This is a genomic window from Changpingibacter yushuensis (assembly GCF_014041995.1).
Classification (GTDB): Bacteria; Actinomycetota; Actinomycetes; order Actinomycetales; family Actinomycetaceae; genus Changpingibacter; species Changpingibacter yushuensis.
In genome coordinates, this window is the sequence record NZ_CP059492.1 from 1094885 (window position 1) to 1107665 (window position 12781).

The 12781-nt window shown below is 57.4% G+C and carries 11 protein-coding genes; 4 read left to right on the forward strand and 7 right to left on the reverse strand.

Annotated features, from left to right (window positions below; translation table 11 throughout):
- Positions 1–111: 111 nt before the first annotated feature.
- The 7 genes from H2O17_RS04745 to H2O17_RS04775 form a co-directional block, all read right to left on the reverse strand.
- Positions 112–1041 (reverse strand): carbohydrate ABC transporter permease, encoded by a 930-nt coding sequence (locus H2O17_RS04745; RefSeq protein WP_182050619.1) that lies wholly within the window; start codon positions 1039–1041, stop codon positions 112–114.
- Positions 1038–2348, reverse strand: a complete 1311-nt coding sequence (locus H2O17_RS04750; RefSeq protein WP_182050621.1) for an ABC transporter permease — start codon at positions 2346–2348, stop codon at positions 1038–1040. Before H2O17_RS04750 ends, H2O17_RS04745 begins: the two co-directional genes overlap by 4 nt.
- Positions 2349–2427: 79 nt before the next feature.
- The gene (locus H2O17_RS04755; RefSeq protein ID WP_182050622.1) at positions 2428–3759 is read right to left on the reverse strand and encodes an ABC transporter substrate-binding protein; all 1332 of its coding nucleotides are present in this window, start codon (positions 3757–3759) and stop codon (positions 2428–2430) included.
- A 79-nt stretch (positions 3760–3838) separates the two neighbouring features.
- Positions 3839–4666 carry an LD-carboxypeptidase gene (locus H2O17_RS04760; protein WP_182050624.1) on the reverse strand — a complete coding sequence of 276 codons (828 nt, stop codon included), beginning with the start codon at positions 4664–4666 and terminating at the stop codon, positions 3839–3841.
- A 108-nt stretch (positions 4667–4774) separates the two neighbouring features.
- On the reverse strand, positions 4775–5896 hold the full coding sequence (locus H2O17_RS04765) for a DMT family transporter (RefSeq protein WP_182050626.1): 1122 nt from the start codon (positions 5894–5896) through the stop codon (positions 4775–4777).
- 20 nt (positions 5897–5916) lie between these two features.
- Positions 5917–7053 (reverse strand): glycosyltransferase family 4 protein, encoded by a 1137-nt coding sequence (locus H2O17_RS04770; protein ID WP_182050628.1) that lies wholly within the window; start codon positions 7051–7053, stop codon positions 5917–5919.
- A gap of 183 nt (positions 7054–7236) precedes the next feature.
- Positions 7237–8010, reverse strand: coding sequence for an IclR family transcriptional regulator (locus H2O17_RS04775; protein WP_182050630.1), 774 nt, complete (start codon positions 8008–8010; stop codon positions 7237–7239).
- Between the two features lie 90 nt (positions 8011–8100).
- On the opposite strand from H2O17_RS04775, the gene leuC reads away from it, so the two are divergent.
- The 4 genes from leuC to H2O17_RS04795 all read left to right on the forward strand — a co-directional run bounded on the left by leuC (position 8101) and on the right by H2O17_RS04795 (position 12764).
- Positions 8101–9498, forward strand: coding sequence for a 3-isopropylmalate dehydratase large subunit (leuC, locus tag H2O17_RS04780; RefSeq protein WP_182050632.1), 1398 nt, complete (start codon positions 8101–8103; stop codon positions 9496–9498).
- A 12-nt stretch (positions 9499–9510) separates the two neighbouring features.
- Positions 9511–10167: a 3-isopropylmalate dehydratase small subunit gene (gene leuD, locus H2O17_RS04785; protein WP_182050634.1), complete on the forward strand. Its 657-nt coding sequence runs from the start codon at positions 9511–9513 to the stop codon at positions 10165–10167.
- A 342-nt stretch (positions 10168–10509) separates the two neighbouring features.
- Positions 10510–11832, forward strand: coding sequence for a UDP-N-acetylglucosamine 1-carboxyvinyltransferase (gene murA, locus H2O17_RS04790; protein ID WP_182050636.1), 1323 nt, complete (start codon positions 10510–10512; stop codon positions 11830–11832).
- Positions 11832–12764, forward strand: a complete 933-nt coding sequence (locus tag H2O17_RS04795; RefSeq protein WP_182050638.1) for a lysophospholipid acyltransferase family protein — start codon at positions 11832–11834, stop codon at positions 12762–12764. The genes murA and H2O17_RS04795 overlap by 1 nt, the downstream gene beginning before the upstream one ends.
- The last annotated feature ends 17 nt before the right edge of the window (positions 12765–12781 follow it).

The following is a 12781-nucleotide window of genomic DNA, read 5'->3' on the forward strand; positions in this document are numbered from 1 at the left end:
GCGCCGCGAGGCAGGGAGGGTGCGGCGAAAAACGGGTGGTCGCCTGTAGAAGGTGGGAGGGGCACGCGCCGTGCACCTCCCACCTTCGCCGAGCTTCTGGCGGCATAGGCTCTACTTGGTTGTTCCAGCCATGAGCGCGTTGACGAAGTAGCGCTGGAAAGCGAAGAACACGATCAGGGGCACCACCATCGAAAGGAATGCCCCAGAGGCAAGGATGTCAATGTTTGAGGAGAACTGACGCAGCTGCTTCTGCAGCTCCACAGTGAGAGGCGCATCATTTGCTCCTGCGAAGATGAGCGCCACCAACATGTCATTCCATGACCACAGGAACTGGAAGATGGTCAGCGACGCGATAGAAGGTAGAGCCAACGGCAGAGCGATGCGGAAGAATATCCGCACCTCACCAGCTCCATCAATTCGAGCAGCTTCCATCATCTCCAACGGAATCTGGCGGAAGAAGTTCCGTAGCAGGTATACGGCGAACGGTAGACCAAATGCTGTGTGGAACAAGATGACCGCCCAGCGGGTCCCGAAGATCCCCACCATGCCGAACAACTTGGCCAGTGGAATGAAGGAAACCTGCAACGGCACGGCCATGAGCGCCACGATCAGAATCAGCACCCATTCGCGCCCACGGAAGTTAACCCACGCGAGCGCGTAGCCCGCCATGGACCCTAATGCCACCACAAGGAAGGTTGAAGGAACCACGATCAGTATGGTGTTGATGATGGATTGGACGAACGACGGCGAATCCAGCAGCCTAGCGTAGTTTTCCAGTGTTAGTTGCGAGGTGTCGCCAAAAATGGTCCACCACCCGGACTGAGCGGAGGCATTCGACGTCCGTAAAGATGAAAAGAAGAGCCCAACTGTGGGGACCAACCACAACGCTGCCACGATGATGAGCAGAGTGTTGACGATCCCGTTGTTGAAGATGCGGACGATCCGGCCGGCCACAGACGTCTTCCGTGAAGAGGGTGACGCGATGAGTGGGGTGGCGTTACTTTCGAGAATCGGATCTTCGCTGAGGTTCTGGATGCTCATGACTCACGACCCTTCCGGAAGTTTCGAATGTTGAAGAGCATGAATGGCAGCACCATGATGAGAAGGAATATGGCCAGTGCAGAGCCCATTCCGTAGTCGTTCCCACCGAACTCGGTCCACATCTGTACCGCAACCACGTTGGCGGCGGGTTTGGATTCTCCGGGTGGAATAACATACACGAGATCAAAGATCTTGAGCACGTTAATAATGAGAGTCACGAGCACCACTGACAGCACCGGCAAGAGTTGCGGAATCGTGATGTTTCGGAACACCTGCCATTCGTTCGCACCATCTGTCCGGGCGGCTTCTAAGAGGGTGTGATCCACTGCTGCGAGGCCCGAGGCAATCATGACCATTGCAAAGCCTGCCCAGATCCAGATGAATGCCAAGATCACCACCGGTGTAATGAGTGATGGTCCCAGCCAGTTGACGCCTGTAGCACTCGCTGTGAAGTTCGTGGAGGGCAAGACAATGCTTGCGTCCACGCCAGATCCTACTTCCAGCGCAAAACGGCCGGAATCGTCGGTTGTGGTGGAAGCGATGGTCTGCCCGCTGGCGTCTACTGCCTCCACCTTGAGACCGGCCAAACCTTGCTCGTCGGCACCCATCTGACCAGCCTCCCCGCCACCACCTTTGACGAAGTCCAGCCAGACGGTTCCGGTGATAGAGGTGGCTTCGGAAGTGGCCGGTTGGGCAATAGACGAACCGGCGACGTCGTCGGGCTTAATACCAATAAGCGGGAAGTTGACTACATCACCAGCGGTGGCAAGTGAATCGGTGGCGATGGCGCCGTCGTCTTCTTGCGTTATTCCTACTTCCTCGCGAGGCCTTGCGCCAGGATACGAACTTGTGCCTGAAAAGGTGTCTTGGATTCCGACGACGACGGCGTTCACCAGTCCGATATTGGGGTCCTGTTGAAATGCGGAACGCCAGATAACTCCGGCGGCCAGCATCGAAATCGCCATGGGCATGAAGATGATGAGCCGGAAGGCGGTGCGCCACTGAATCCTTTCCATAAGTACCGCAAAGATAAGGCCCAAAACGGTACACACGAGGGGTGCAACGAGCACCCAGATGAGGTTGTTGCGGACGGCGTTCAGCGTGGACGGGCGCTGAAACATTTCCACATAGTTGCCCAGTCCAACGAAGGTCGTGCCTGTGCTATCAAACAGAGAACGCCAGATGGAATAGCAAATCGGGTAAACGATCATCACGATGAGGACGAGCGCCGCTGGGCCAAGCATGATTGCCAGAAGAAGTCGGGGGCTGTCTTTGCGTGAGGGTCGGCGTGCGTGTGTGCTGCTCATGATTCTCCCATTGCCAAAGCCAAGCTGTGGGAGGGCGCGCGCAAAACGGTAGCGCGCGCCCTCCCACAACCTAAGTGACTCAGTAAGCCGCTACTGCCGCGGCCTCAAGGGCTGCGGCGGCAGCATCAACGTCAGTTGGGTTCTGGTAGAACTTGATCATCTCTGCCCAGAATCCCTGACCTTCTGTACCGCCGAATGCGGATGGAGTGAGATCGGACAGATCGAAGCGGAAGACTTCCGCATCAACGAGTTGCTGTGCGATCTCTTGGGAGGTCTCATCTGGATAGAGGCTCATGTCGGCGTTCTGGTTCGGGGAGGTGAAACCACCTCGAGCAATCCAAATGTTTGCCGACTCAGGAGAGGCAAGGAATGACATGAGAGCGGAAGTTGCTTCACTCTCATCAAACGCAATCGCCACATTTCCAGCTCCCATGACCGAGGGGTCTGAGCCGTTGATGGAGGGGAATGAGTAGAACTTGGCATCCTCGCCAACCACGGAGGAGGTCTGATCTGCGATATTTGATGCAACAAAGTCGCCTTCAAAGACCGTTCCTGCCTGCGGAGTATCGCCAAATACTGCCGTCACAGAATCTGGGAATGTCCGCTGGGCACCGCCTGCCAAGAGCAATTGATCATTTCCCCAGAGATCTCCAAGGATCCCGAGAGCTTCCTTCACTGAGTCATCAGTCCAAGGAATCTCATGGTTTGCCAGCTGGTCATACTTTTCCGGGCCGGCTGTGCGAAGGTACACGTTTTCGAACCAGTCGGTGAGGGGCCAGCCCACGTCCGCACCCACTGCCAATCCTGGTACGCCAGAATCTGAGACTGTCTGTAGAGTATCCAAGAAGTCATCCCACGTCTCTGGGATGGCCGCGCCTGCGTCATCATAGACTCCGACGTTGTACCAGACGGTGGACTTGTTGGCAGCCTTGAACCAGACGCCGTAAACGTCGTCGTCCACTGTTGCCAGATCTATCCACGTCTGAGCATAGTTGGCATCCGCAACAGCTAGGACATCGTCTGATAGGGGCACGATGGAGCCGTCTTCAGCCAGTTGCTTCATAAGCCCGGGTTGAGGAATGAGCGCGATCGAGGGTGGTTTGCCGCCTTCAATCTGCGTTCCCAGTGTGGTGGCAACATTGTTGCCGAGCGATGTGTAGGTGACGGTTGCTCCCGTGAGGTTTTCGAATTCGGCCAAAACGGCTTCGAAGCTCTCTTGTTCGGCGCCTGACCAATCGGCAGCCACCGTCAGGCTCTGGCCAGAGAGATCGGGAAGCGTGGATTCCGTAGTTGTTTCAGTGGTGCCAGTGGGTTCGGTGGTATCGGAAGAAGAGCCTTCGTCCGCGCCACACGCGGCCACAAGGGCCACGGTTGCGGTGAGGGCGAAGACGGCTGACAATTGCCGTCGCATAATGCCTCCTGAATGCGTGATCTGTGCACTACTCACGATAGTGTGAACGTGCACACATTCCAAGGAGGTCGGTGATATATCAACCCAGAGTGACAGCTTCTGAGTCCATAGAATGTCCGAGTCCTGGCGCCGCAAAGAGAGGCAACCCGCTGGTATAAGAACCAATAAGGTGAAGTGCAGCATCGCGTTGGCTGGCCTCATCAAGCGAAGTGAGTTGACCTACCACAACTCCTGCCACGTAATCCCATGTCCCGAGCATGGTGTGGTGGGCCAGTAGTGCCGCGAGCGAGCTCAATGAGAGATGGAGTGCTTCAATGACAAGAACCTTGCGCGTGAGATCGGGCCAGTTCTCCGTTCCCGCAAGTTTAAGGAAGCAACGAATGTTCCCGCCCAGCCATGGAAGAGCGTTAATGACGTGAGCATCCACCACGGGATGGTCAGACGCCATCTCACCGGTCTCTAGCGCGGTGATAGCAGGCCGAACATTGGAGCCCTCCAGAGCGACCTCTAGGGGAGCGAAGCCGTGCTCAATCCCAACACGAGGATTCCACAACAGCGATCGGAAAGGCAGGGAGCCAAGAACGCAGCTGAGGTCTGAGTAACCAACCATCGGTTTTGGATTGCTGGCAATGACATCCCAGTCCAAGAACGGAAGCACCTCGTTGGCGAGGTCACCACCGCTGAGGTCAAGGATCGCATCTATGGAGGGATCTACGAACGCATGGTTGAGGAGGTCTGCCCGATCGCGTGGATCCCAGCGCCATTCTCCTCGGTTCTTGAATGCCAATCTGCGAATAGGCTCTGAAGCGACGTCGAAGCCGGCAGCCTCAAGTGCCTGAGCAAGCTGCATGATCGTGGACTCGGATTCCGGAGGATTAGAGCAAGCAGAAATTGCGACGCGTGTCATGGTGGGAGCGTATCAAGTCGCCTTGCCTTTCGTCAGTCCGTCCGGCCTCTCTCAAACGGTCCCGTGAAGTTCGGCTTTGCGTAAACCTAGAAAGGCAGTCTTCTCATCTCACATAACGCGGATGATCATGACACCAACGGCCATGACGATGACGCCCACCGCTTGGATGGGAATGATTGGGTTCTTCTGAGCGCCAAAAGCCCCAAAGTGATCCACCAACATAGATCCTGATACCTGCCCAACCATGGCAAACATGAGCGTGAGGCCGGTCCCGAGAGTGGGAACAAGACTCGCCACCGCAAACACAAACAACGCACCGAGGATGCCGCCGGTCCATATCCACCACGGGCGCCACACAGAAGGAAGCTTCGCAGGAGCGTTCGTGGAGACTTCGCCATCGCCGTCGTCACTCGTCAGTGAAACTTTGCCAGCATCACCCGCCGGTGAGCCTTCGTCGTCGTCACCCGCCGGTGAGCCTTCGCCATCGTCACCCGCCGGTGAGCCTTCGCCATCGTCACCCGCCAACACGGTGGAAATCTCGACCGATTGCACTCGCGAGCTGAGGTATGCAGCCATTCTGCGCTTGGTGGTAGGCCAATGCCCGATCACTGTGACGAGGATGAGGAGAACCAGTAATCCTCCAGAGAAGGAGATAAGTGCGGCGTTGAGCGGGGAACCGAGCAGTACCCCAAGGTGACCATTGATGGCAGATTGGCAGGCCGCCAAGCCTCCGGCAACGATGCCCCACATGCGCCAGAGAGCCTTGCCTCCGTGTATCTGTGAGCCCACATTCGTGCCACGCTTGCTCATCACTGCAAGGAGAACTCCTCCTAGCATGAGTAGAGCTCCCATTCCTCGCGCCACGTCCATCTCGTGTTGATTGGCGCGGAAGAGTCCCAGTTCGTCGATGATAAGGCTCATCAGAACCTGTCCGAGGAGTGGGAGCAACACCGTCTCCACCGCACCGAGGAACGGGAACAACAAGATGTTGGACGTCAAGGCGAGCACGCCTAGTGGACCACCCAAGAGAGTCCACACAGGCAATCCTTCGGGCAGGTGAATGCCACGTCCCTCAATCGCGACGATCAATACGAGGAAGACCGTACCCACCGCAAAGGAGACCAGCGAGGAAAAGAATGGGGAACCAACGTTGAGTCGCAGGCGTGAGTTCACTGCCGTCTGAATGGACAGACCAAGTCCAACAGCGACCGCAACAAGAATTGAAAGCACTGGTTAAGCCTGCCACATGGTCAGGAGAGTTCCTTGAGGAGAGGCTCCACCAGATGACTCCACCGCCATTGAGCGTCAACCCACTGGCGCCCGGCCTCGCCCATCTTCTTGGCGCGGGCGGGATCCTCGAGCAGATAACGGAGCGCTGCGGCTGTTGCTGCAGGCCGTCCTCCAGCAGCCACTAGCCCTGTTTGGCGGTTCACAACTGCCTCTGGAGCGCCACCAGAATCGCCCGCCACGACGGGAAGCCCAGCTGCATATGCCTCCAGATACACGATCCCGAGCCCTTCAATATCTAAGCCGCCACCTCGCGTCCGGCAGGGCATCGCAAAGATATCTCCCAAAGAATAGTGAGCCGCAAGTTCCGCGTAGGGCACTTCGCCGGTGAAAATGATGGAATCGGCTAGACCGGGCATAGCGACGACGTCGTCGGCCATCTTTCGCAACGTTTCTTCGTACGGACCTTTTCCTACAATGACGAGTTTGGCGGTGGGGAAATGTGATCTCACAGAGGGCCACGCCTCGATGAGCGTGTCCTGGCCTTTGCGCTCGACGAGGCGCGAGATACACACCACAACGGGTTCGTCCCCAATTCCGTATCGCGTGCGCAAGGTATCGCGCCATTCTTGAGAAAATGCGAAGTCTTCTGGATTGATACCGCCGGGCATGCGCACGTGATGCGTGCTGCCGATGGGGCGCGAGAGCCTGCGCACAGTGGCGTCCGTCAGATAGGTGACTGTGTCTGCGCTTCGTAGAATCTTGGTGAGAAACTGCCTGCCGCCGGGGATCATCGACCAGCCAATTTCGTGGCCATGCGTTGTTGAGATGACACGTGAAGCGCCGGCCGAACGCGCAGCATTTGCCATAATTCCGAGCGGTGTGGAAGCGCCGAACCACACCACGTCAATCCGTTCCTCGGCAATGATGCGCTGCATTTCACGGCACACAGAGGGAAGTGGAAGCATCATCGTGCCTGGATACCTGTAAGTGGTCCACGGCTGGGAGGAATCATATGCCGCGGCACCGCCATCAGGCGGGCTGGAGGCGTACACAACGAGCTGGTGAGGATCGAGTTCCCTGACAAATCCCTCCAGATATGTCTGGATGCCACCCTTGCGGGGAGGGAAATCATTGGTAACAAGAAGGGTGCGCTTCATTGCCTTATCTTATGGCAGCTTCCTGCATCCTCGCTTGTCGGAGGCGGTGCTGAATGTCGATGCGGGGGATGTAGATGTGTTCAGCGGGTGCGCTGACTGAAGGTGCGGCGAACGCGGGTGCCTTGGCTGAAGGTGCGGCGAGCGCGGGTGTGCTGGCTGGTGCAGAACTCAGCCGCATACCCGTCACACAGTGTGGGGATCCATCCCTTCGGTGGTCTGGATGACGTCAGAGAGGCGCTTTGCGGCAGTGACAACGGCAGCAGCGTGCTGGCGCCCTGGCTGGCGACCCATCCGTTCAATCGGTCCCGAAATGGAGACAGATGCGATGACTCGGCCCGATGGTCCACGCACTGGAGCGGAGATTGAGGCTACGCCTGGTTCGCGTTCGCCAACAGATTGCGCCCAGCCGCGCCGGCGAACAGCTGAGAGATTGGTCGCGGTAAAGCTGGAGCCGTGCAGGCCGCGGTGAAGCCGGTCTGGTTCTTCCCACGCCAAGAGTACTTGGGCTGAGGAGCCGGCCTTCATGGACAGTGTTGCACCCACAGGAATGGAATCGCGCAGCCCCATGGTGCGTTCGGCAGCAGCAACACAGATGCGTTGTTCGCCTTGACGCCGGAAGAGCTGTGCCGACTCGCCGGTGTGGTCACGTAGGGCGACCAGTACTGGGGTTGCCGCTGCAAGCAAACGATCTTCGCCTGCAGCTGAGGCAAGTTCGCCAAGTCGAGGTCCAAGGACAAATCGACCCTGCATATCGCGGCCAACGAGGCGGTGGTACTCGAGGGCCACCGCGAGCCGGTGGGCGGTGGGACGTGCCAGATGCGTTGCGATTACCAGCTGGGCCAGAGTTTGGGGGCCAGACTCGAGCGCAGAAAGAACAGCGGCGGCTTTATCGAGTACGCCGACTCCGCTGCCCGCTTCTTCACGATTCTCCGAAATGACGGCTGCCAGTGTGTCCATGAACTGATATTCTCATCTCAAGGCGTGAGATGCAAGTGCGCCCGCGTGTGACGTGAGCGAACGTGTATCTACGAGAAGAAGGAGCAACTTATGGGCCGCACTCTTGCCGAAAAGGTTTGGAGCGATCACATCGTCAAGCACGGAGAAGATGGATCGCCTGATCTGCTATACATCGACCTCCAGCTTGTTCACGAAGTGACAAGCCCACAAGCCTTTGAAGGGTTGCGGCTCGCTGGACGGCAGGTTCGCCGCCCGGACCAGACGCTCGCAACTGAGGACCACAATACTCCCACGGTCAACATCGACCTTCCCATCGCGGATCCAGTTTCCAGCGCGCAGATCAATCAGCTGCGCATAAACTGTGAGGAATTCGGAGTGCCGATCTACTCACTGGGTAATGCAGATCAGGGCATTGTCCACGTGGTTGGCCCGCAGCTAGGCATCACCCAGCCCGGTATGACGATCGTGTGTGGCGACTCCCATACCTCCACGCACGGCGCGTTTGGCGCCTTGGCATTTGGCATCGGCACCTCTGAGGTGGAACACGTGTTGGCCACTCAGACTCTTCCGCTCACTCCTTTCAAGACCATGGCGGTCAACGTCAACGGCAAGCTGCGCCCGGGCACCACAGCCAAAGACATTATCTTGGCGATCATCGCGAAGATCGGGACCAACGGTGCGCAAGGGCACGTCATTGAGTATCGCGGTGAGGCTATTCGCTCGCTCTCCATGGAAGCGCGCATGACGATCTGCAACATGTCGATCGAAGCGGGCGCTCGTGCTGGCATGATCGCGCCTGACCAGACCACGTTTGATTACATCAATGGCCGTCCCAACGCACCTGAAGATTGGGATGACGCAGTCGCGTACTGGAGCACCTTGGTGAGCGACGACGACGCCGCCTTCGATACCGTTGTTGACCTCGACGCCGACGACCTCGAACCATTCGTGACGTGGGGTACCAATCCTGGTCAGGGCGTTCCGATTTCTGCGACCGTTCCGGATCCGGTAGAGATCGCTGACGAGACCCAGCGCAAGGCTGCCGAACGGGCGCTCGAATACATGGCGCTGCAACCCGGCACTCCCATCAAGGGCATCGCCGTTGACACGGTTTTCATTGGTTCTTGCACCAATGGACGTATTGAGGATCTGCGCAGTGTCGCTGCCATCATGGAGGGACGTCACAAAGCGGATTCTGTTCGTGTTCTGGTTGTGCCTGGTTCTGCGCGCGTGCGCCTGCAGGCAGAGGCTGAAGGCCTAGACAAGATCTTCCTTGACTTCGGCGCGGAGTTCCGAAATGCAGGCTGCTCAATGTGCCTGGCTATGAACGCTGACAAGCTTTCGCCGGGGGAGCGTTCGGCTTCCACCTCAAATCGAAACTTTATGGGCCGTCAAGGCCCGGGCGGGCGCACTCACTTGGTCTCCCCTTTGGTGGCTGCGGCAACAGCCGTACGTGGAACCATCTCTACCCCGTCAGATCTGGACTGAAAGGACGCAACCATGGAGAAGTTCACGACTCATACAGGTATTGGCGTCCCGCTCCGGCGCAGCGAAGTTGATACAGACCAGATCATTCCGGCGGTATACCTGAAGCGAATCACGCGCACGGGTTTTGAAGATGCGCTTTTTGCTTCGTTGCGCAAGGATCCAAGCTTTGTGCTCAACCAAGATGAGTACAAGCGCGGCTCTGTACTAGTGGCAGGCCCTGACTTTGGCACGGGCTCTTCGCGTGAGCACGCAGTATGGGCGCTTAAGGATTACGGTTTCAGGGCCGTGCTGGCACCCCGCTTTGCTGACATCTTCCGCGGCAACTCGGGCAAGCAAGGTCTAGTTGCCGGAATCGTCGCGCAAGAGGATATTGAGCAGCTGTGGAAGCTACTTGAGAACGAACCTGGTCTCGAGGTGAAGATTGACCTCGTCAACCGAATGGTCAGCTGTGGTGGATTCGCCTGCGAATTCGAGATTGATGACTACACTCGCTGGCGTCTGATGGAGGGTCTCGATGATATCGGCCTAACTCTTCAAGACGTTGAACTGATCGATGAGTTCGAAGCGAAGCGCCCGAGCTTCAAGCCTAAGACTCTCCCACAGAAGCACTTGCCCAACGTTCCTGTTGTTTCGGCGCGTCCGGTGGATGATGAGGCCGCCTTGGCCTGAGATCTGAAAGATCAACACTGTGTTTGGGGGATACTGCAATTGCCGTATCCCCCAAAATGCATTTCTGCAGCTTCACCGTGACGTGCATCATGACGGGTATCTTGCGGCCAGCGATTCATCTGGTGGCGAAGTCACATCAGAGCGAATAGGTCACACGTCCACCGAGTATTTGGCGCGATTCTTTCGCACGGACCAGATGAGAAGCCCGGTGTGGTGTTCCGCTTTTCTCAGGTGTGTCCGAGTCGCTACTGGCATGGCAGGGAGGTTCGGCTATTCTGGTTGAGACGTTGCCGGGCTTTCGGCACATGAGTTGTCGCGCCACGTGTGCGTGAAGGGACAAAGATGAGCGGAAAGCTCCGAGTAGTTGGCGGAACACCACTGACGGGTGAAATCACTGTTCGTGGAGCGAAGAACTTCGTCTCCAAGGCGATGGTGGCTTCGCTCCTCGCCTCAGATACCTCGGTACTTCGTAATGTTCCACTGATCCGCGATGTGGATGTGGTCAGCGATCTCCTGCGGCTGCACGGTGTAGAAGTCAATTACGATCAAGAAGCCGGGATTCTTGGGATAACACCAGGCGAACTCCATCTACCTGATGACCCGATGGAGATGGACAGGTTGGCGGGTTCTTCTCGAATTCCTATTCTGTTTGCAGGGCCGTTGCTGCACAAGATGGGGGAGGCCTTCATACCTGACCTGGGTGGCTGTCACATCGGCGATCGGCCAGTGGACTTCCACATGCAGATTCTGCAGGATTTTGGCGCCAAGCGCTTGCAGGAACCCGGCGGCATGCATTTGGTTGCAGAGAATGGTCTGAAAGCAAAGCCCGTTCACTTACCCTACCCATCAGTTGGTGCCACTGAGCAGACACTTCTGACAGCAGTCATGGCAAATGGGATCACCGAACTGACCAACGCAGCCATTGAACCTGAAATCATGGATCTCATTGCGGTCCTTCAGAAGATGGGTGCGATTATCTCAGTGGATACTGATCGCACGATTCGCATTGAGGGCGTAGACCAGCTCTATGGTTACTCACACACATCCATGCCCGACCGCATCGAAGCTGGCTCTTGGGCCTGCGCGGCTCTAGCCACTCACGGTGACGTGTACGTTCGTGGAGCCGAACAGGACTCGATGATGAGCTTCCTCAATGTGTTCCGCAAGGTCGGCGGTGCGTTTGAGATTGATGACAACGGTATCCGCTTCTGGCATCCGGGCGGCGACCTCTCCTCGCTCTCCATTCAGACGGACGTCCATCCAGGCTTCATGACCGATTGGCAGCAGCCGTTGGTCGTGGCGCTGACGCAAGCCAACGGCATCTCGATTGTTCACGAGACCGTGTATGAGAATAGATTCGGATTCACCGATGCGCTGGTTGAGATGGGTGCGCACATCCAGACGTACCGGGAGTGCCTCGGCGGCCTGCCCTGCCGGTTTGGACAGCGCAACTTCTACCACTCCGCAGTTATTCAGGGTCCAACGCCTTTGGTAGCAGCTGACATTGAGGTTCCGGACCTGCGCGGTGGCTTCTCCCATCTCATTGCGGCCCTTGCGGCCCAAGGCACATCAATGGTCTCGGGAATCGACATTATCGATCGCGGATACGAACACTTCATGCAGAAGCTACAGAGCCTAGGTGCGCACGTGGAGAAGGTCGAATAATGTCTAAGGATCGCACTGCTTCGCGTCCGGAACCCATACTCATGCGGGTAATTGGCCCACCTATTGTGGCGGCGGTGCATGCGATCCAAGACGTACGAGTTCACGGGGATTCGCGGCTACCTCAATCAGGTCCCCTGATCGTTCTATGCAATCACACCTGCCACTTGGATGGCTTCACTGCCGCCGTGGCGCTGTATCAGGCAGGCATTCCGCCGCGCTTCGCTATCAAGGCTGATGTCTTTGACATTCCCGTGGTGGGACCAGCCTTGCGCACGCTAGGTCAAGTACCTATCTATCGGCCGGGAGTCGTCACGACTCCAAACGGCGGTTCGGCGTCGTCGTCGATCGCGAATCTATCTCAGGCACTCGACCATGGTGACTGCGTGGTGATCTTCCCAGAATCCACGTTTACGCGTGATCCCGAGAAATGGCCGATGAAGGCGAAGACGGGAGCCGCTCGGCTGATTCTGGAGCATCCTGAAGCCAAGGTGTTTACCCTTGTCCACTGGGGAAATGAAGGGCTCATCGATCCATGGACACACAAGGTGCACTGGCAGCGATTTGGACGCCGCACCACGCGTCTGACCGTTGGCTTTGATGAGGTCAAGGGAATCGAGAACTTCCGGGACCGCGAGGTAACGCACAATCTGCTTGTAGAACTGAGCGAGTATCTTATGGGCGCGATCACCTCTAAGCTCTCGGAGATTCGGGCCACAGACCCGCAGTCACGAGGCAAGGTCCCACGGGCTGTTCGATGGGACATTGATAAGGATGGCGATCCCTTTGCTGCCCATGACGCGAGAAATAAAGCACGGACGCTTCAGCGAGCAGAGAGGCGAAAGAAGGTAAGGAAGTATGGTGGGACCATGGCGGTCCTCGCAGCCTCACTTGTTCTTCCCCAAGCGGCCCGAAGAAGGCACAAGAAGCAATAGGTGCAACGTGCACAAGA